Raw genomic sequence first — 18,352 nt, 5'->3', positions numbered from 1 at the left:
GATCAGACCCTGGGCTTCAACGGTAAGGAGCGTCTTCGGCCCGGCGACGGGCGATGTCGGCTTCGTAGCGGTCGCCCACGGCGAGCAGCATGTCTTTGGTGAAATACAGGTCGCCGCGCTTTTCGCCGTGGTATTCGTGGATGTGCGTTTCCACGATGGAGTCCACGGGGCAGCTTTCCTCACAGAAGCCGCAGAAAATGCACTTGGTGAGATCGATGTCGTAGCGCGTGGTGCGGCGGGTGCCGTCGTCGCGCTGGTCCGACTCGATGGTGATCGCCAGCGCCGGGCACACGGCTTCGCACAGCTTGCACGCGATGCAGCGCTCTTCCCCGTTGGGGTAGCGGCGCAACGCGTGCAGGCCGCGGAAACGCGGCGACGCAGGGGTCTTTTCCTGGGGGTAGCGCAAGGTGACCTTGCGCTTGAAGAAATACTTGCCCGTCAGGCGCATGCCCTTGAGCAACTCGGTCAGCATCAGACTGCCGAAGAAATCCTTGATCGCTTCCATATCCTGCCTCTGCTTGGCGGCTTAGCGCCAAATGTTCCAGGGCGTCTGCATCCAGATCGCCACCACGACCAGCCAAACGCCGGTCAGCGGGATGAAGATTTTCCAACCCAAGCGCATGATCTGGTCGTAGCGGTAGCGCGGGAACGAGGCCCGGAACCACACGAACAACGAGACCACGACGAACGTCTTGAGACCCAGCCAGATCCAACCCGGAATCCAGGTCAGCGGCGCGATATCGATCGGGGAAGCCCAGCCGCCCAGGAACATGATCGAGGCCATGCAGGACAGCAGGATCATGTTGGCGTATTCGCCCAGGAAGAACAGCGCGAACGCCATGCCCGAGTATTCGACCATGTGGCCGGCCACGATTTCCGATTCGCCTTCCACCACGTCGAAGGGGTGGCGGTTGGTTTCGGCGACGGCCGAGATCACGTAGATCACGAACAGCGGCAAGAGCGGCAGCCAGTTCCAGGACATGAACGTCAGGCCCTTGTCGGCAAACCAGCCGCGGTTCTGCACGTTCACGATTTCGGACATGTTCAGGCTGCCGGACACCAGCAGCACAGTCACCAGCACGAAACCGATGGCCAGTTCATACGACAGCATCTGGGCCGAGGCGCGCAGCGCGCCCAGGAACGCGTACTTGGAGTTCGATGCCCAGCCGGCGACGATCACGCCGTACACGCCGATGGACGTGATGGCCATGATGTACAGCAGGCCGGCGTTGACGTTGGCCAGGACGACGTCCGGACCGAACGGCACGACCGCCCAGGCGGCCAGCGCGGGCATCAGCGTGACCACCGGGGCCACGATGAACAGCACCTTGTTGGCCTGGCTCGGGACGACGACTTCCTTGGTCAGCAGCTTGAACACGTCGGCAAACGGCTGCAGCAGCCCCTTGAAGCCGACGCGGTTCGGGCCCATGCGCACGTGCATGGCGCCGATCATCTTGCGTTCCCAGTACGTCAGGTAGGCCACGCACAGGATGATGGGCACGGCGATGATGACGATCTTGATGAGAGTCCAGAGGACCATCCAGACCGTCGGGCCCAGCAATGCCTGACCGTGGCTTTCAAGAACATTGAGCCATTCCATCAGGCACGCTCCACGCTGATTTCACCGAATGCGCCACCCAGGGCCGCGGTAGTTTCAAAGGCTGCGGAAATGCGCACGGCGCGATCGGCCACGGCATCATCCTGCACGGTTTCCAGTTCGACGGCGCCCTGCCCGCCCGACACGCGCACCTTGACGCCGGCCGTCAGGCCCAGGCTGGTGAGCGTGCGGCCGTTCATGGCGGCGGTGGGCTTCTTGGAGGCCGGCGAGTCCTGCAGCGGTTCCGAACGGCGCACCATGGCGTCGGTGCGGTAGATCGGCACGTCGGCGACGCGCTCCAGGCCGGTAGCGGCCTGGCCCAGGCCCAGCGGGGCCTTGATGTCGTTGGACAGGCGGCCTTCGATGCCGCCGGCCAGGACGGCGTCGCGCACGGATTCGGAGGTTTCGTCGTCGAAACCGGCCAGGTGCAGGACGTTGCCCAGCACGCGCAGGACCTTCCAGCCCGGACGGGTCTGGCCGAACGGCGTGACCGTGCCCTTGAAGCTCTGGGCCAGGCCCTGAGCGTTGACGAAGGTGCCCGAGGTTTCGGTGAACGGCGACACGGGCAGCATGACGTCGGCCCATTCGGCGGCGGCCGAACGGTAAGGCGTGAGCGCCACGGCGAACTGCGCGCCACGCAGCGCGGCGATCGCCTGCTGGCCGTTGTCGGCGTCCAGCAGCGGCTCGGCGTGCAGGACCACATAGGCCTTGAGCGGCTCGGCCAGCATCGCGGCGGCGGTCTTGCCGCCCTTGCCCGGGACGGCGCCGGCCAGGTAGCCGCCGACGGTGTTGCCGCCGGAGGTCAGGAAGCCGAACTTGCCGCCGGCCAGATCGGCCAGGGCGCGGCCGTTGGCGGCCAGCGTCGACGCCTGGGCGCTGGCGACTGCCAGGTTGCCCATCAGCACGGCGGTATTCGCGCCCGAAGCCAGGCTGGCGGCGATGAGCTTGGCGTTTTCGCCCGGGGTGACCGAGGCGAATTCAGCCGGCACGGCCTGTTCCTTGGCTTGCGCCAGGGCGGCCGCCACTTCGGCCAGCGCGCGGGCCAGCTCGGAAGGCGCCACGGTGATGCGCGCGGTCACGGGCATCAGGGGATCGTCGGCGGCGCTGTCGACCATCAGGATCTGCGTGCCGCGCTTGGCGGCCTGGCGCAGGCGCTGGGCCATCAGCGGGTGGTCCTTGCGCAGGAACGAGCCCACGACCAGGACGCGGTCCAGGTTGTCGAGTTCGGCGATTGGCATGCCCAGCCACGGCGCGCCGGCCAGCGAGGCGTCGAAGGCCGGGTCGGTCTGGCGCAGGCGGAAGTCGATGTTCTCGGAACCCAGCGCGCGGACCAGGCGGCCCAGCAGCGCGTATTCTTCGGTGGTGGCGTATTCGGACGCCAGGGCGCCGATCTGGCCGGCGCCGAAGCTGTCGCGAACGCGCGAAAGGCCCTGGGCAACGGCTTGCAGCGCGTCAGCCCAGGAGGCTTCCTGCCACTTGCCGTCGGTGCCCTTGATCATCGGGGCGGACAGGCGGTCTTCGCTGTTCAGGCCTTCGTACGAGAAACGGTCGCGGTCGCTGATCCAGCATTCGTTGACGGCTTCGTCTTCGAACGGAACCACGCGCATGACGCGGTCGCCCTTGACCTGGACAACCAGGTTGGCGCCCAGGCTGTCGTGCGGGCTGACCGAACGGCGGCGAGCCAGTTCCCAGGTACGCGCGCTGTAGCGGAAGGGCTTGGAGGTCAGCGCGCCCACCGGACAGATGTCGATCATGTTGCCCGACAGTTCGGACTCGATCGAGCGGCCCACGAAGGTGGTGATCTCGGAGTGTTCGCCACGGCCCAGCATGCCCAGTTCCATGACGCCGGCGATTTCCTGGCCGAAGCGCACGCAGCGGGTGCAGTGGATGCAGCGGCTCATTTCCTCGGCGGAAACCAGCGGACCCAGATCCTTGTGGAAGACGACGCGCTTTTCCTCTTGGTAACGCGAGGAAGAGCCGCCGTAGCCCACGGCCAGGTCCTGCAGCTGGCATTCGCCGCCCTGATCGCAGATCGGGCAGTCGAGGGGGTGATTGATGAGCAAGAATTCCATCACCGACTTCTGAGCGGCGCGAGCCTTCTCAGAGCAGGTGTGGACGACCATGCCGTTGGTCACGGGCGTGGCGCAGGCGGGCAGCGCCTTGGGCGCCTTTTCCACTTCAACCAGGCACATCCGGCAGTTGGCCGCGATGGACAGTTTCTTGTGGTAGCAGAAATGCGGCACGTAAAGCCCGACTTTCTGAGCGGCATGCATGACCATGCTGCCTTCGGGCACTTCGACCTTGTTGCCGTCGACGGTTAGTTCAACCATTGCTGTTCCTGAGACCTACAGATATTGCGGGACCACACAAGACTTGTGCTCGATGTGGTGCGCGAATTCGTCGCGAAAATGCTTGAGAAAGCCACGGACGGGCATGGCGGCGGCGTCACCCAGGGCGCAGATGGTGCGACCCATGATGTTGGCTGCCACGTTGTCCAGCAGTTCCAGATCTTCCGGACGGCCGTGACCGTTTTCGATGCGGTGCACCATGCGATAGAGCCAGCCGGTGCCTTCACGGCACGGCGTGCACTGGCCGCAGCTTTCCTCGAAATAGAAGTACGACAGCCGTTGCAGCGACTTCACCATGCAGCGCGTTTCGTCCATGACGATCACCGCGCCCGAACCCAGCATCGAGCCGGCCTTGGCGATGGAGTCATAGTCCATCGTGCATTCCATCATGATGTCGGCGGGCAGGACCGGGGCGCTGGATCCGCCAGGGATCACGGCCTTCAGCTTCTTGCCGCCGCGCATGCCGCCCGCCAGTTCCAGCAGGGTCGCGAACGGCGTGCCCAGCGGGATCTCGTAGTTGCCGGGACGCTCGACGTCGCCGGTGATCGAGAACAGCTTGGTGCCGCCGTTGTTCGGCTTGCCGACTTCGAGGTAGGCCTGGCCGCCATTGCGGATGATCCAGGGCACGGCCGCGAACGTTTCGGTGTTGTTGATGGTGGTGGGCTTGCCGTACAGGCCGAAGCTGGCCGGGAACGGCGGCTTGAAGCGCGGCTGGCCCTTCTTGCCTTCCAGCGACTCCAGCAGCGCGGTTTCTTCGCCGCAGATGTAGGCGCCGTAACCGTGGAACGCGTGCAGCTGGAAGCTGTAGTCGGAACCCAGGATGCGGTCGCCCAGGAAGCCGGCGGCGCGCGCCTCTTCCAGCGCTTCCTCGAAGCGCTCGTAGACTTCGAAGATTTCGCCGTGGATGTAGTTGTAGCCGACGCTGATGCCCATGGCGTAGGCCGCGATCGCCATGCCTTCAATCACGATGTGCGGATTGAAGCGCAGGATGTCGCGGTCCTTGAACGTGCCCGGTTCGCCTTCGTCGGAGTTGCAGACGAGGTACTTCTGGCCGGGGAAGGCGCGCGGCATGAAGCTCCACTTCAGGCCGGTGGGGAAACCTGCGCCGCCACGGCCGCGCAGACCCGATGCCTTGACTTCGGCGATCACGTCTTCCGGCTTCATGCCGGTGGTCAGGATTTTTTTCAGGGCTTCGTAGCCGCCGCGCTTGACGTATTCGGCCAGGCGCCAGTTGGCGCCGTCGACGTCGGCCATGATCTGCGGCTGGATGTGCCGGCCGTGCAGGCACATCGAGTTGGACAGGTCGTTCAGCGGGTTGGGATCCAGCCCCTGGGCGAACTGCTTGTACAGGTCGGGCGCGTTCATGCCGACTCTCCTTGCACCTTGAGGGCCGCGACCAGCGCGTCCAGCTTCTCGTCGGTCATGCGCACGCACATATGCTTGTTGTTCACGATCAGCACGGGGGAATCGCCGCAAGCGCCCATGCACTCGCCTTCGACCAGGGTGAACTGGCCGTCGTCGGTGGTCTGGCGGTAGTCGACCCCCAGCTTGCGCTTGAGGTATTCGCCGGCACGGTCGCCATCGCGCAAGGCACAGGGCAGGTTCGTGCAGACGGCGATCTTGTTCTTGCCGACGGGCTTGACGTCGAACATGTTGTAGAAGGTGGCGACTTCCTGGACCGCGATGGGCGGAACGCCAATGTAGTTGGCCACATCTTCGATGATTTCGGTAGCCAACCAGCCCTTCTCTTCTTGCGCGATGGCAAGCGAGGCCATGATGGCGGACTGCCGCTGGTCGGCCGGGAACTTCGCGAGTTCACGGTCGATTTTCTGGTAGGCCTGTTCGGAAAGCAGCATAGTTTGAATCCGGGTTATGCGGGCGTGCTCGTGACTGTCTGGGCGGATCAGCGATCGATTTCGCCGAAAACGATGTCCTGCGTACCAATGATGGTGACGGCGTCGGCGATCATGTGACCGCGCGACATTTCATCCAGCGATTGCAGGTGGACAAAGCCGGGGGCCCGAATCTTCAGGCGGTAAGGCTTGTTGGCGCCGTCGGACACCAGGTAGATGCCGAATTCGCCCTTCGGATGTTCCACCGAGGCGTAAGCCTCGCCCGGGGGCACGTGGAAGCCTTCGGTGAAGAGCTTGAAGTGATGGATCAGCTCTTCCATGTTGGTCTTCATGGCGGTGCGCGACGGCGGGGCGATCTTGTGGTTCTCGATCATGACCGGGCCGGGGTTGTTGCGCAGCCATTCCACGCACTGGCGGATGATGCGGTTGCTTTCTCGCATCTCGGCGATACGGACCAGGTAGCGGTCGTAGCAATCGCCGTTGACACCCACGGGGATGTCGAAATCGAGGAGGTCGTAGACTTCGTAGGGCTGCGTCTTGCGCAGGTCCCAGGCCACGCCCGAGCCGCGCAGCATCGGGCCCGTGAAGCCCAGCGCCTTGGCGCGATCGGGATCGACGACGCCGATGCCGACCAGGCGCTGTTTCCAGATGCGGTTGTCGGTGAGCAGCGTTTCGTACTCGTCGACGCAAGCCGGGAAGCGGTTGGTGAAGTCTTCGATGAAGTCCAGCAGCGAGCCCGAACGCGCGTCGTTCATGACGCGCATTTCCTTGTCGCCGCGGTACTTGCTGGTGTCACCGTACTGGGGCATCGTGTCCGGCAGGTCGCGGTAGACGCCGCCCGGACGGTAGTAGGCCGCGTGCATGCGGGCGCCCGAGACTGCTTCGTAGCAGTCCATCAGGTCTTCGCGTTCGCGGAAGGCGTACAGGAACACCGCCATGGCGCCCACGTCCAGCGCGTGCGAGCCCAGCGACATCAGGTGGTTCAGCAGACGAGTGATCTCGTCGAACATCACGCGGATGTATTGCGCGCGCAGCGGGGCTTCGACGCCCAGCAGCTTCTCGATGGCCATGACGTACGCGTGCTCGTTGCACATCATGGACACGTAGTCCAGGCGGTCCATGTAGGGCAGCGCCTGGATGTAGGTCTTGTGCTCGGCCAGCTTTTCGGTGGCGCGGTGCAACAGGCCGATGTGCGGATCGGCGCGCTGGATCACTTCGCCGTCAAGCTCCAGCACCAGGCGCAGCACGCCGTGGGCGGCCGGGTGTTGAGGACCGAAGTTCAGGGTGTAGTTCTTGATGTCTGCCATGATTCAACGCCCCATGCCGTAGGTGTCTTCGCGCACCACGCGCGGGGTGATCTCGCGCGGATCGATCGTGACCGGCTGGTAAATGACGCGCCGTTGCTCGGGGTCGTAGCGCATTTCGACGGTGCCCGACAGCGGGAAGTCCTTGCGGAACGGATGCCCGATGAAACCGTAGTCGGTCAGGATGCGGCGCAGGTCCGGGTGGCCTTCGAAGACAATGCCGTACAGGTCGAAGGCTTCGCGCTCGAACCAACCCACGGCCGGCCAGCATTCCATGAGCGAGGACACGATCGGGAATTCGTCGTCGGCGGCCCAGGTGCGCACGCGCAGGCGCCAGTTGTTCTCGATGGAGAGCAGATGCACCACCACGGCGAAGCGCGAACGGTGGATCCGCGCGGTCGATTCTTCGGGCAATTGGCGCGTGCCGTTGCCCCAGGTCAGGTAGTCGACACCGCAGAGGTCGATACAGGTTTCAAAGCGCAGGCCGGCTTCGGTGCGCAGCTTGTTGCAGACGGAGAACCACTGCTCCGCGGGCACTTCGAGCGTGAGCTCGCCCAACGCCTCGGTCAGCGCGATTTCCGCGCCGAGGGTGGTCTGCAAATTGTTTTTCAGGGATTCGAGCCTGGTCATCATCTTGTACGCTTAGGTGAACCGATACGCTGGTCTCGCGGGGTTCGCGGCGGCGGGGCCGGCCGTCGAACCGGACGAGGGATCAGCGCGCAATCGTGTTGGTCAGACGGATCTTGTTCTGCATTTGCAGCAAGCCGTAGACCAGCGCCTCGGCCGTGGGCGGGCAGCCCGGCACGTAGACGTCTACCGGTACGATGCGATCGCAGCCACGGACCACCGAATACGAGTAGTGGTAGTAGCCGCCGCCATTGGCACAGGAGCCCATGGAAACAACCCAGCGCGGTTCGGGCATCTGGTCGTAGACCTTGCGCAGCGCCGGCGCCATCTTGTTGCACAGCGTGCCGGCCACGATCATCAGATCGGACTGGCGGGGGCTGGGCCGGAAGATGATGCCGAACTGGTCCAGGTCGTAGCGGGCCGCGCCCGCGTGCATCATCTCGACCGCGCAACAGGCCAGGCCGAAGGTCATCGGCCACATGGAGCCGGTCTTCGCCCAGTTAAGGAACTTGTCGGCGCTGGTTGTAATGAACCCTTGCTTGAGAATGCCGTCTATAGCCATATTCGTCTCTGATAGCGTGCTGTGAAAAAACCCGGCGGGTTATTCCCAGTCCAGCGCGCCCTTTTTCCATTCGTAGATGAAGCCGACGGTCAACACGGCTAGGAAAACCATGACCGTCCAGAAACCGACGAGTCCGACCGTACCCTGAGCAATGGCCCACGGGAACAGAAACGCGATTTCCAGGTCGAAAAGAATGAACAGAATCGCCACCAGGTAGTAGCGCACGTCAAACTTCATGCGAGCGTCTTCGAAAGCTTCGAAGCCGCACTCGTACGGCGACAGCTTCTCAGCGTAAGGACGCCGCGGGCCAAGGAGGGAGCCGGCCGTTAGAAGCGCGAACCCGATAAGGGTGGCCACTACGATAAACAGCAGGACGGGAAAATACTGTTGCAGGTTCATTCAGGCGTCCGTCAAATGCGCAAACCTTAGGATTGTAGCATTCGCGCGGTTACTTCCGGCTGAACTCTGTAGCTCGAATAGCAGGTGAAAGACTGCATTCCTCAAATGGAACAATCGCAGTTTTCCCTGATGCCCGTGCAGCTTACAGCAAGCCGCCGGCACGCGCACAATCAGGCTGAAAAACAACCCGACACGCAAAAAAAAACCACCCGAAAGGGTGGCTTATGCGAACGGGCCGAAGCCCGTTCGCGCGCTTTCGCTTTGAATCCAGACAGGGCTTGCGCCCTGCATTGGATTAGAAGCGGTGGCGGATACCGACGCCGACGGCGGTCGACTTGATGTCTTCCACGAAGGCGTAGTTCTTGGCGTACGAACCGTAGGCGTACAGGTTGGTGCGCTTGGACAGGTCGTAGGTGTAGCCCAGCGAGAAGACGTTCATCGTCTCAGCACCGTTGATACGGTCGTTGCTGGGGTCAACCATTTGCCACGAACCGAACAGCTTGCTTGCGCCGCCGATCGGGGCGGACAGGCCGACCATGTACGAGTTGGCCTTGAAGCCATCAGCGAAGATGTTGGTGCCGATGCTCAGGGAGCCCGTACCGGTGTTCGTGCCTTGACCAGCGAACCAGCCATCGGTGGTGCGAGCGTAGGCCAGGGCCAGCTTCACGACTTCGAAGTCATACGAAGCGCCGATCGCGTACATACGCGGGGTGGCGTCGGTGGCTTCCGTCGGCAGACGGTTCGAAGCGTTCAGTTGGTCGTACGACAGAGCGATGTTCAGCGGGCCGTTGACGTAGCGCAGACCGGTGGTGATGGCGCGGGTGTTGTCGGCGGTGCGGAAACCGGTTTGAGCCGTGTTTTGGTCGTCAGCGCTGAACGAGTAGCCAACGCCGAACTGGAAGCCGCTGAACGACGGGGTCTGATACATGACCATGTTGTCGTAGCGTTGCGTGTTGGCAGCGCTCATCGAAACGCCGATGTTAGCTTGACCGAAGCCAGCGCCGAACGGGTCGATCGAGCCGAAGTACTTCGACGCGATGTTGGTTTGGCGACCGAAGTCCAGTTGGCCCCAGCTGTCGCTGGCCAGACCGATGGTGGCTTGACGACCGAACAGACGGCCGTTTTGAGCCGACTTGCCGTTACCCGAATCAAAGCCCGATTCCAGTTGGAAAACAGCGCGCAGGCCGTCACCCAGGTCTTCCGAGCCACGCAGACCCCAGCGCGAACCGTTCTGGACGCCGTTGATCATGCCGAAACGGCTGCCGTTAACGGCATCGGGACCACCACTGATCTTGTTGTAGCCGAGACCCGTATCGATGATGCCGTACAGGGTGACAGACGTTTCTGCCTGGGCGACACCGGCGAAACCGGCGAGCAGGGCGGCAGCGAGCAGAGTCTTTTTCATTTAAGAAATCTCCGTTGATTTGAGTGACAAGAGCAGCAATCCAGCAAACCAGCCTGCCGCCCCCCTAACTCCGCGAAGGGAAGTTGACGCTATTGCATCAAAAATCGGGGGGACTGGCTACGGTCGGCGTCAGAAAAGTGCAGGTTTGCGACAGCCTTGTTGGGAACTTGCAACATCCCGCCGATGCTTCGCCATCAAGGCTAGGGCTTTCCCTTAGCAAAGAGCCCGAGCACGCAACCACGCGACTTTCAGCCCTGCCCCCAATTAATTGGGCAATTTGGAATGCAATGCTTCAAGCCCGTTTGACTGGCGCCCCCCGCCGCATTCCGGCGGCAATCCGCTCTGCCAGCGACTGCTTGAAGCTTGAAGATCATCGTATACACAAGCGCGACGAATAACATTGTTATTAATAAAAATCGTCGATATGATCCATTGCATCGGATCGCCCCCATCGCCCATGCCCAACCCCTCCTCCCGCGCCGATCGCAACGAACGCCTCAGCGCGCTGCGCCGGCAGATCATTCTTGACGCCGCGCAGCGCGTCTTCGAGCGCGACGGCCTGGAGAACACCACCATCCGCGCGATCGCCAAGGAAGCCGGCTGCACGACGGGCGCGATCTATCCATGGTTTGCGGGCAAGGAAACCCTGTATGGGGTGCTGCTGGACGAATCGCTTCAGCGGCTGCACCGGCACCTGGAGCGCGCGGCCGATCTGGCGGCGCCCGAGTGCGCCGCGCGCGACGCCATCCGCGCCTTCTTCGGCTACTACGCCGAGCGGCGCACGGATTTCTCCCTGGGGATGTATCTGTTCCAGGGCCTGGGACCGCGCGGCCTGGGCCGGGAGATGGACGAAAGGCTCAATACCCGCCTGCGGCAATGCATCGACCTCATCGGCCACGCGCTCAAGCGGACGAAAGCCTGGGAAGCGGTCATGGTCGAGGCCGAGCAGATGAATATCTTCACCTATCTGATGGGCCTGTTGCTGCTGCTGCATACCCGCCGCCTGAAATCCCTGGGCCAGCAGGCCGAGGCGCTGCTGGACAACTACTGCCACGCCCTGGAGCAACGATGACCGCGACCACCCTTGCCGCCGAGTCCGGCGGGCCCCTGATCAGCCTGGCCGACTTTCACATCCTGCTGGCCGACCAGCATCCGTTCTCGCTGCTGCTGGGCATCGACGTGCTGCATATCGGCCGCGGCACGGCCCACGCCGTGCTGCCGGCGCGCGACATGCACCAGCGCCTGGGCGGCATCGTCGCCGGCCCGATGCTGATGGGACTTGCGGACCTGGCCATGTATGCCGCGGTGGTGGGCGCCACCGGGCAGGCCCACGCGGTCACCGCCAGCCTGACGATCAATTTTTTGCGCAAGAGCCCGGCCGGCGCCGTCCATGCCCACGCCCGCCTGCTGAAGGTGGGCCGCCTTTCCGCCGGCGAAGTCACCCTGACGGGCGAAGGTTCGGACGAGCCGCTTGCCCATATCGTGAGCACGTGGTCGGTGCCCAAGCCATGAGCCTGCGCGTCAGCATCGTCGGCATGGGCCGCGTCGGCACGCTGGCCGCCCGGCGCCTGCTCGCGGCGGACCCGGATATCGCACTGACGCTTTATGACATCGAGGCGGAGCGCTGCGAGGATTTCCGGGGCAGCGCCACGCTGGCCACATCGGCGCGGGAAGCGCTGGCCGAGTCGGACACGATCGTGCTGGCCCTGCCCCGCGAACGCGAGATCGACCGCACGCTGGAACGGTTCAGCGACGGCCAGGTCACGGCCCCGATCGCCGGAAAGCTGGTCGTCGACCTGGCGCCGCCGCCCGCCGAGCAGGCGCTGCGCCTGGCGCGAGCCATCGCCGGCGCGGGCGGGCGCTACACCTGCGCCCCCCTGCCCGCCGTCGGCGCCGACATGCCCGAAGCGCGCCTACTGGATGCGTTGCGCCGGGCTGCCTGAGAGGCGCAGGCGTTCGACCGCGGCGATGCAGATCCCCAGCCAGCCCAGGCTGACCGCCAGGCCCGCCACGACGTCGCTCGCGAAATGCACTTGCAGCAGGACGCGGCTGAGGCCGATCGCCATGATGAGCGCGGCCATGAGCGCCACGCAAGGCATGCGCCATGCCGGCGGCGCCAGGCGCCACAGCAGATAGCATGCCGTGCCGTAGACGGCCATGGAGGCCGACGAGTGGCCGCTGGGAAAGCTCCAGCCGGTCGCGCTGACGTAGCCGTGGTCGTGCTCGGGCCGGACGCGTTCGAAGGTGTGCTTGAGCAGCCAGTTGAGCGCGCCGCCCAGGCCGGTCGTGACCGCGCAGAACAGCGCCAGCCCCCACAGGCGGCGCCAGAGCAGGCCGATGGTCATCAGCACGCCTAGCACCGTGAGGAGCGTGCGGTCGCCCAGGTAGGTGAACCAGGACAGCAGCCACAGCATCGATGTCGACATCGACATGCTCAGCGCGTTGGCCAGCGCGCCGTCAAACGCCACCACGACGCCCTGGCTCCCGACCGCCAGGGCCAGCATCAGGAAGATGGCGAGGGAGACGCCGATGGTCGTGGCGGACAGCACTGCGCGGCCGCCCGGAGACAGCCGGCGGTAGCCGTGCATGAACAGCAGAGCCCCGCCGGCCGACAGGAGCGGCAGGGCAATGAATAGTTGCAAGGCATGGGCCGCGGCCCATGCCGCGTAGACGTCGGTCATGAATGCGCCATCAAGAGGAAAGGGGCGCGGCGGGGCCGCGCCAAACGCTACAACGTGACAAGGGTCTTGTCGACGGGGGCAAACGCATGCGTTCCGCCGGCGTAATCCCACCGCTCGACATGGCACACCAGCGCTCCGTCCTGCTCCTGCCGGGTAATCACGCCAAGCGAATTGGGCACGCTGCCCCGCACGCGGTGCGAGCACGCGGTTCCGGCCTGGACGATCCAGCCGGCCGGCCCGGATGCCGCCGTCAGGGGCAGCACGTAGGGCAAGTGTATGTGACCGCCCAGGACCAGGTCGACTCCCGCCTCGGCCCAGGCCGCAAGCGCGCGCTCCCTGCCGATGAGGAGATTCGACAGATCCGACTCCACCTTGGCGCGCACGGGATGGTGCGCCACCACGATCCGCAACTGGCCGGGCCGTGCCTGCCGCAGGCGCTGGGCGACCCGGGCAATCTGCGCATCGGATATTTCGCCGTCCTTGTGCCGCCTTGGCCGCGTGGTGTTGATGCCAATCGCCAGCAGGCCGTCGCTTTCGAAGACGGGCTCCAGGATCGGCCCCAACGCGCGCTTGTAGTTGCCGTAGGGGTTCAGCGCCCGCGCGAACACGTTGAACAACGGGATGTCGTGATTGCCGGGCACCGCCAGCACGGGCAGCGCCAGCCGTTCGATGAACCGGCGGGCGGCGGCAAACTGGCCGCGCCGGGCTCGCTGCGTGATGTCGCCGCTGAGGACGACGAGGTCCGGCGCCAAAGAGCGGGCCAGGTCCAGCACGGCCTCGACCACCGCCTTGCGTTCGGTGCCGAAATGGGTATCGGATATGTGCAGGATCCGCGTCATGAGCGGTCCAGGTACTGCGAATCCGAGGGCACAACCAGCGGCAGGCGATCTGGCGCCACCTTGAATTCGAGCGGCGTATCCATCCAGGAGATCTCGCCGTCCATCGCCACCTTGACGCGGCGGCGGCCCCGCACGCGCACCGTCAGGCGATCGAAGGCGAAGCTGACGACGTGTTCGGCGTCGCCCAGGCGGCTGAGCAGACCGCGCACCAGCAGGCCATACAGCGCCAGGGTGCCCACGGGCCGCGCCGCCATGGCAACGAGCCGGTTGCGGTCGAGTTCCTGGGACTCGATGCCGATGTGTTCGAGCTGCAGCTTGTTGTTGCCCACGACCAGCGTCGGGGACCGCAGGCTGCGCGCCCTGCCCTCGTATTCGAGCTGCAGGCCGAGCTGGCGCGGCTCGCGCAGCAGCGTGACCAGCCCCGACCACAAGGCAACCCAGCGCTTGCGGCCGAATCTCTGCTTGTAGGCCTCGCGGTCTTCCAGCAACTGCGGATACAGGCCGAGGCTGGCATTGACCAGAAACAGCCGGCCATTGAGCATGCCGACCTGCACAGGCCGCACGCTGCCCTGCAGGAAGCCGCGCAGGGAGACTTCCGTATCCTGGGAAATGCCGTAGGTGCGGCCGAAGTAATTGAACGTGCCTTGCGGGAGGATGCCGAATGGCACGCCCTGGCCCAGCACCGTGCCCGCCACCGCGTTGAGGGTGCCGTCGCCGCCGGCGGCAATGACGACGCCCTGCTCCTGCTGCGCTCTCGCGACAGCCTGGCGGGCGACGTCGGTCAGGCGAGACGGATCGTCCACCGCCAGGAGCTCGTAGCGCCGGCCGGCTTCGTCCAGGATGCGACGGATGGTGTCCTGCAGGACCTGCGCGTCGCCGCGCCCCGATCCAGTGTTGAGGACGATGAAGAGGGGTTCGTTTCCCGTGAGGGGTCGAGCCGCTGGTGCCGGGCTCTGCTCAGAAGGCGTCATGCGACAAACATACCCCATGCGAGCAAAGCGCCGCAAGAAGCCGGGCGGCGCACGGTGTCCGGATGATCGAAACCGTGCGCCGCCGCGTTCAACGCCCGATGGCGTACGCCTGCATCAGGCGCGGCGTGGCCGCCGCGTGCAGCAGCCCGTCCGGATCGCGCGAAGCCGCGGTCAGGCGGCCCACCGACCATTCGGGCACCTCCTCGATATCGTGCCCGCGCTGGCGCAGGGCGTCGATGACGTCGCGGCCGAAGCTGGCCTCGAGCGCCAGGTGGCCCGGTTTGCGGTCCCTGGGATAGAAGGACGTCGGGAAGTGCATGGTGTGCGACATGGGCAGGTCGATGGCTTCCTGCAGGTTCAGGCCGTGGTGCACATGGCGCAGGAAGAACAGCAGTTGCCATTGCTCCTGCTGGTCGCCGCCCGGCGTGCCGAACGCCAGGTAGGGCTTGCCGTCGCGCAGCGCCAGCGACGGCGTCAGCGTGGTGCGGGGCCGCTTGCCCGGCGCCAGCGTGCCCGGCAGGCCTTCTTCCAGCCAGAACATCTGCGCGCGGGTGTTGAGGCCGAAGCCCAGTTCGGGGATGACCGGCGAGGACTGGAACCAGCCGCCCGAGGGCGTGGCCGAGATCATGTTGCCCCAACGGTCGATGACGTCCACGTGGGTGGTGTCGCCGCGCTTCGCGGAAGCGCGCATGTCGGCCAGCGTGGGCTCATTGGTGGCGCTGCCGGGCGCGGTCACCGGGGACAGGCGTTCGAGCGTGTCCATGACGCGCGCGACCTGAGCCTCGAAGCCCGGCACCAGGCCGGGCTGCAGGTCCCGCGACGCGGTCTCGCCGATGAGCTTGCGACGTTCGGCGCTGTACTCGTCCGACAGCAGATGGGCAAGCGGCACGTCGATGAAGGCGGGGTCGCCGTAATAGGCCTCGCGGTCCGCGAAGGCCAGCTTCATGGCCTCGGTGACGCGGTGGACGAATTCGGCGCTGGTGGGACTCACGCCCGCCAGGTCCATGTCCTTCAGGATGGCGAGCGTCTGCAGGAACACCGGCCCCTGGCTCCAGGCGCCGGCCTTGGCCACGGTGTAGCCGTGGTAATCGTAGGTCAGCGGCTTGTCGTAGCTGGCGGACCAGCCGGCCAGGTCGTCCGCCGTGATGACGCCGCGGTGGGTCGTGCCGCTTTCGTCCATGACGTCGGTGTTGCGGGCGAACCGGTCGATTTCTTCGGCGATGAAGCCGCGGTAGAAGGCGTCGCGGGCGGCCTCGATCTGGCGTTCGCGGTCGGCGCCCGCGCTCTCGGCCTCTTTCAGCACCCGCGTCCAGGTGCGGGCAAGCGCCGGATTGCGGAACAGCTTGCGCGCCTGCGGCACCTGGCCGCCCGGCACGTAGACCTGGGCAGTGGTCGGCCAGTGCGTTTCGAAGAAGTCCTTCAGGCCCGCGATGGTGTTGGAGATGCGCGGCATCAGCGCGTGGCCGTGCTCGGCGTAATAGATGGCGGGCTCGAGCACGTCGCGCACGCGCATCGTGCCGTGGTCGCGCAGCAGCAGCATCCAGGCGTCGAACGCCCCGGGAATCACGGTGGCCAGCAGGCCGTTGCCGGGAATGAGCTTGAGGCCTTCGGCGCGATAGCGTTCGAGCGTGGCGGCGGCCGGCGTCGTGCCCTGCCCGCACAGCACTTCGACCTTGCCGGTGCGCGCGGAATAGAACACGGCGGGCACCTCGCCAGCCGGGCCGACCAGGTGGGGTTCCACCACCTGCAGCACGAAAGCCGACGCCACGCAGGCGTCGAACGCGTTGCCGCCGCGCTCCAGCAGCGACATGCCGGCCGCGCTGGCCAGCCAATGGGTGGACGTCACGACACCGAAGGTGCCGAGGATTTCCGGGCGAGTCGTAAACATGGTGAATCCTGGTAGGTAGCGGGTGCCTGGCACCCGCCTGACATCAAGTAGGCAAAGGCCGCCGCGTCCGGGTGTCAGACACGGGGGGACAACATTCCTGCGGGTGTCTGACACCCGTGTGGCATCGAGCCAGGCACAGGCCGGCGCATCTGGGTGTCAGACACCTAACCAATCCGACGCGTCCGGCGAGTTCCAGACCTCCGGCGACCGAGACACCCGACACCAGCAAGCAACGCCCTCCGGGACGCCGCGGATCCGGCTCCGCCGGTCCGCTGGCGTCGCCCCCTTGAGGGGGCCCGCGCCAGCGGGTAGGGGGGGCTACTTCCTTACACCCTTCAGGCGGATCAGGCCGTCGGGATACGGCACGAAGCCTTCCACCTTCTTCTGCACGCCGAACGTCCACGGCAGGTAGAACAGGTACACGATGGGACGCTGGTCCTGCATGGCGGTCAGCACCTGGTCGTACATGGCGCGGCGCTTGGCGGTGTCGGCCTCGGCGCGGGCGTCGTTGAGCAGCTTGTCGACGGCGGCGTCGCAGAACTTGCCGTCGTTCAGGTTGCCCTTGCAGCTGAGGTACTGGTGGATGTTGCCGCTGGGATCGACGCGGCCGGACCAGCCGCTCTGCCCCACCTGGAAGTCGCCGCGGGCAAGCGACGACTGCAGGGAGGCGAATTCGACCGGGCGCAGGGTGATGTCGAAGCCGGCCTCGGCGCCCATGGCCTGCACCAGTTCGAACACCTGCTGCATGGTGGTGTTGTTGCCGAAGGTGATCTCGAACTTCACGCGGTCGTAGCCGGCTTCCTTCAGCAGCGCCTGCGCCTTCTTGGGATCGCGGCCCTGGCGCTCGAACGACTTGTTGTAGGCAAAGCTGGCCGGCGGGAACGGCTGGTAGGCGGGCTGGAACATGCCTTCGCCGATCACCTGGTTCAGCACGTCGCGGTCGATCGCCAGGTCCAGCGCCTGGCGCACGCGCTTGTCCTTGGCCAGCGGATTGTCGGCGCGCGCGCCGTTGGCGAGGTTCACGGAAATGGACTGGAAGCCCAGGCCGGTCACCGGCGCCAGGCGCAGGCTGGGGTCGTCCTTGACGGCCTTGGCGTCGCTGGGCGCCACGCGCTCGATGATGTCCAGGTCGCCGGCGCGCAGGTTGTTCAGGCGCACGGTGTTGTCCGGGATCGGCGTGTAGACCAGGCGATCGAAGTGGTAGTTGGCCGCGTCCCAGTACTTGGGGAATTTCTCGAGCACGATGCGGTCGTTCTGCACGCGCTCCTTGAATTGATAGGGACCCGAGCACACGGGCTTGCCGCCGGGATCCTTGTCGAAGCTGGCGGGCGAAATCATCATGCCGGCGCGGTCGGACAGCTGGGACAGCAGCGAGGCATCCGGCTCCGACAGGTTCAGCACCACGGTCTGGTCGTCCGGCGCGTCCACGCTGGCGACGGTGGCCAGTTCGCTCTTGCGGTTGCTGTCGGGCAGCGTGCGGGCGCGGTCCAGGTTGGCCTTGACCGCGGCGGCGTTCACGGGGGTGCCGTCATGGAAGACGGCGTCGGTGCGCAGCTTGAAGGTCAGCGTCTTGTTGTCCGGACCGACGGTCCAGGACTGCGCGAGCTGGGGCACGATCTTCAGGTCGGGCGTGATGTCGACCAGCTTGTCGCACAGCGAGGCGAACACGATGCGGCCGACAAAGGTGCGGGCGCGCGCCGGATCCAGCACGTCCGGGTCGTCCTGCAGGCCGATACGCAGGGTGGACTGCGCTTGCGCCAATCCGGTAGCCAGCATTCCCGCCATGGCCATGGCGAGGCAAAGTTTACGCATGAATGATCTCCGTGATTCTGATGGACCTGTTTCTTTCCGCGCCGCCGGCGCATCGCCTGGCAAGAA

At 65.4% G+C, this 18,352-nt stretch carries 18 protein-coding genes; 3 read left to right on the top strand and 15 right to left on the bottom strand.

Annotated elements, in window-relative coordinates; genetic code table 11:
• Positions 1–16: 16 nt before the first annotated feature.
• The 10 genes from nuoI to ABE485_RS03975 all read right to left on the bottom strand — a co-directional run bounded on the left by nuoI (position 17) and on the right by ABE485_RS03975 (position 10,095).
• The gene (nuoI, locus tag ABE485_RS04020; RefSeq protein ID WP_008161196.1) at positions 17–505 is read right to left on the bottom strand and encodes an NADH-quinone oxidoreductase subunit NuoI; all 489 of its coding nucleotides are present in this window, start codon (positions 503–505) and stop codon (positions 17–19) included.
• A gap of 21 nt (positions 506–526) precedes the next feature.
• Positions 527–1,600: an NADH-quinone oxidoreductase subunit NuoH gene (gene nuoH / locus ABE485_RS04015; RefSeq protein ID WP_346513633.1), complete on the bottom strand. Its 1,074-nt coding sequence runs from the start codon at positions 1,598–1,600 to the stop codon at positions 527–529.
• Positions 1,600–3,927, bottom strand: coding sequence for an NADH-quinone oxidoreductase subunit NuoG (gene nuoG, locus ABE485_RS04010; RefSeq protein ID WP_346513631.1), 2,328 nt, complete (start codon positions 3,925–3,927; stop codon positions 1,600–1,602). Before nuoG ends, nuoH begins: the two co-directional genes overlap by 1 nt.
• Before the next feature lie 15 nt (positions 3,928–3,942).
• Entirely contained in the window at positions 3,943–5,310 is a 1,368-nt protein-coding gene (gene nuoF, locus ABE485_RS04005; RefSeq protein WP_346513630.1) for an NADH-quinone oxidoreductase subunit NuoF, read from the bottom strand.
• On the bottom strand, positions 5,307–5,801 hold the full coding sequence (gene nuoE / locus ABE485_RS04000) for an NADH-quinone oxidoreductase subunit NuoE (protein WP_346513629.1): 495 nt from the start codon (positions 5,799–5,801) through the stop codon (positions 5,307–5,309). Before nuoE ends, nuoF begins: the two co-directional genes overlap by 4 nt.
• Before the next feature lie 47 nt (positions 5,802–5,848).
• Entirely contained in the window at positions 5,849–7,105 is a 1,257-nt protein-coding gene (locus tag ABE485_RS03995; RefSeq protein ID WP_346513628.1) for an NADH-quinone oxidoreductase subunit D, read from the bottom strand.
• Between the two features lie 3 nt (positions 7,106–7,108).
• Entirely contained in the window at positions 7,109–7,735 is a 627-nt protein-coding gene (locus ABE485_RS03990; RefSeq protein ID WP_346513627.1) for an NADH-quinone oxidoreductase subunit C, read from the bottom strand.
• Positions 7,736–7,814: 79 nt separating this feature from the next.
• On the bottom strand, positions 7,815–8,291 hold the full coding sequence (locus tag ABE485_RS03985; protein WP_006217960.1) for a NuoB/complex I 20 kDa subunit family protein: 477 nt from the start codon (positions 8,289–8,291) through the stop codon (positions 7,815–7,817).
• Between the two features lie 39 nt (positions 8,292–8,330).
• Entirely contained in the window at positions 8,331–8,690 is a 360-nt protein-coding gene (locus ABE485_RS03980) for an NADH-quinone oxidoreductase subunit A (RefSeq protein ID WP_006217959.1), read from the bottom strand.
• Positions 8,691–8,985: 295 nt separating this feature from the next.
• Positions 8,986–10,095, bottom strand: coding sequence for a porin (locus ABE485_RS03975; RefSeq protein ID WP_346513625.1), 1,110 nt, complete (start codon positions 10,093–10,095; stop codon positions 8,986–8,988).
• Positions 10,096–10,552: 457 nt separating this feature from the next.
• Between ABE485_RS03975 and ABE485_RS03970 the strand changes: the two genes are divergently transcribed.
• From ABE485_RS03970 to ABE485_RS03960, 3 genes are read left to right on the top strand one after another with little or no spacing between them, the layout of a single operon-like run.
• Positions 10,553–11,167 carry a TetR/AcrR family transcriptional regulator gene (locus ABE485_RS03970; RefSeq protein WP_346513624.1) on the top strand — a complete coding sequence of 205 codons (615 nt, stop codon included), beginning with the start codon at positions 10,553–10,555 and terminating at the stop codon, positions 11,165–11,167.
• A complete protein-coding gene (locus ABE485_RS03965; protein WP_346513622.1) occupies positions 11,164–11,607 on the top strand; it encodes a PaaI family thioesterase in 444 nt (147 codons plus the stop codon). Before ABE485_RS03970 ends, ABE485_RS03965 begins: the two co-directional genes overlap by 4 nt.
• Positions 11,604–12,038, top strand: coding sequence for an NAD(P)-binding domain-containing protein (locus ABE485_RS03960; protein WP_346513621.1), 435 nt, complete (start codon positions 11,604–11,606; stop codon positions 12,036–12,038). Before ABE485_RS03965 ends, ABE485_RS03960 begins: the two co-directional genes overlap by 4 nt.
• Here ABE485_RS03960 and ABE485_RS03955 read toward each other — a convergent pair.
• From ABE485_RS03955 to ABE485_RS03935, 5 genes are all read right to left on the bottom strand, one after another.
• Entirely contained in the window at positions 12,009–12,776 is a 768-nt protein-coding gene (locus tag ABE485_RS03955) for a phosphatase PAP2 family protein (protein WP_346513620.1), read from the bottom strand. The genes ABE485_RS03960 and ABE485_RS03955 overlap by 30 nt on opposite strands.
• Before the next feature lie 47 nt (positions 12,777–12,823).
• Positions 12,824–13,615 carry a metallophosphoesterase family protein gene (locus ABE485_RS03950; RefSeq protein ID WP_346513618.1) on the bottom strand — a complete coding sequence of 264 codons (792 nt, stop codon included), beginning with the start codon at positions 13,613–13,615 and terminating at the stop codon, positions 12,824–12,826.
• On the bottom strand, positions 13,612–14,586 hold the full coding sequence (locus ABE485_RS03945; protein ID WP_346513617.1) for a diacylglycerol/lipid kinase family protein: 975 nt from the start codon (positions 14,584–14,586) through the stop codon (positions 13,612–13,614). Before ABE485_RS03945 ends, ABE485_RS03950 begins: the two co-directional genes overlap by 4 nt.
• Before the next feature lie 88 nt (positions 14,587–14,674).
• Positions 14,675–16,474 (bottom strand): gamma-glutamyltransferase family protein, encoded by a 1,800-nt coding sequence (locus tag ABE485_RS03940; RefSeq protein ID WP_346513615.1) that lies wholly within the window; start codon positions 16,472–16,474, stop codon positions 14,675–14,677.
• A 318-nt stretch (positions 16,475–16,792) separates the two neighbouring features.
• Positions 16,793–18,286, bottom strand: a complete 1,494-nt coding sequence (locus ABE485_RS03935) for an ABC transporter substrate-binding protein (protein ID WP_346513613.1) — start codon at positions 18,284–18,286, stop codon at positions 16,793–16,795.
• Between the last annotated feature and the right edge of the window lie 66 nt (positions 18,287–18,352).

Source organism: Achromobacter spanius (assembly GCF_039673305.1).
In the GTDB taxonomy this organism is placed as follows: domain Bacteria; phylum Pseudomonadota; class Gammaproteobacteria; order Burkholderiales; family Burkholderiaceae_B; genus Achromobacter; species Achromobacter spanius_F.
The sequence above is the reverse complement of the archived record's forward strand: the minus strand, read 5'-3'. Positions and strand labels throughout refer to the sequence as shown.

Bases quoted from the DNA above. Each gene is read 5' to 3' on its own strand.
- nuoI (WP_008161196.1), bottom strand. From the start codon at position 505: ATGGAAGCGATCAAGGATTTCTTCGGCAGTCTGATGCTGACCGAGTTG.
- nuoH (WP_346513633.1), bottom strand. From the start codon at position 1,600: ATGGAATGGCTCAATGTTCTTGAAAGCCACGGTCAGGCATTGCTGGGC.
- nuoG (WP_346513631.1), bottom strand. From the start codon at position 3,927: ATGGTTGAACTAACCGTCGACGGCAACAAGGTCGAAGTGCCCGAAGGC.
- nuoF (WP_346513630.1), bottom strand. From the start codon at position 5,310: ATGAACGCGCCCGACCTGTACAAGCAGTTCGCCCAGGGGCTGGATCCC.
- nuoE (WP_346513629.1), bottom strand. From the start codon at position 5,801: ATGCTGCTTTCCGAACAGGCCTACCAGAAAATCGACCGTGAACTCGCG.
- ABE485_RS03995 (WP_346513628.1), bottom strand. From the start codon at position 7,105: ATGGCAGACATCAAGAACTACACCCTGAACTTCGGTCCTCAACACCCG.
- ABE485_RS03990 (WP_346513627.1), bottom strand. From the start codon at position 7,735: ATGATGACCAGGCTCGAATCCCTGAAAAACAATTTGCAGACCACCCTC.
- ABE485_RS03985 (WP_006217960.1), bottom strand. From the start codon at position 8,291: ATGGCTATAGACGGCATTCTCAAGCAAGGGTTCATTACAACCAGCGCC.
- ABE485_RS03980 (WP_006217959.1), bottom strand. From the start codon at position 8,690: ATGAACCTGCAACAGTATTTTCCCGTCCTGCTGTTTATCGTAGTGGCC.
- ABE485_RS03975 (WP_346513625.1), bottom strand. From the start codon at position 10,095: ATGAAAAAGACTCTGCTCGCTGCCGCCCTGCTCGCCGGTTTCGCCGGT.
- ABE485_RS03970 (WP_346513624.1), top strand. From the start codon at position 10,553: ATGCCCAACCCCTCCTCCCGCGCCGATCGCAACGAACGCCTCAGCGCG.
- ABE485_RS03965 (WP_346513622.1), top strand. From the start codon at position 11,164: ATGACCGCGACCACCCTTGCCGCCGAGTCCGGCGGGCCCCTGATCAGC.
- ABE485_RS03960 (WP_346513621.1), top strand. From the start codon at position 11,604: ATGAGCCTGCGCGTCAGCATCGTCGGCATGGGCCGCGTCGGCACGCTG.
- ABE485_RS03955 (WP_346513620.1), bottom strand. From the start codon at position 12,776: ATGACCGACGTCTACGCGGCATGGGCCGCGGCCCATGCCTTGCAACTA.
- ABE485_RS03950 (WP_346513618.1), bottom strand. From the start codon at position 13,615: ATGACGCGGATCCTGCACATATCCGATACCCATTTCGGCACCGAACGC.
- ABE485_RS03945 (WP_346513617.1), bottom strand. From the start codon at position 14,586: ATGACGCCTTCTGAGCAGAGCCCGGCACCAGCGGCTCGACCCCTCACG.
- ABE485_RS03940 (WP_346513615.1), bottom strand. From the start codon at position 16,474: ATGTTTACGACTCGCCCGGAAATCCTCGGCACCTTCGGTGTCGTGACG.
- ABE485_RS03935 (WP_346513613.1), bottom strand. From the start codon at position 18,286: ATGCGTAAACTTTGCCTCGCCATGGCCATGGCGGGAATGCTGGCTACC.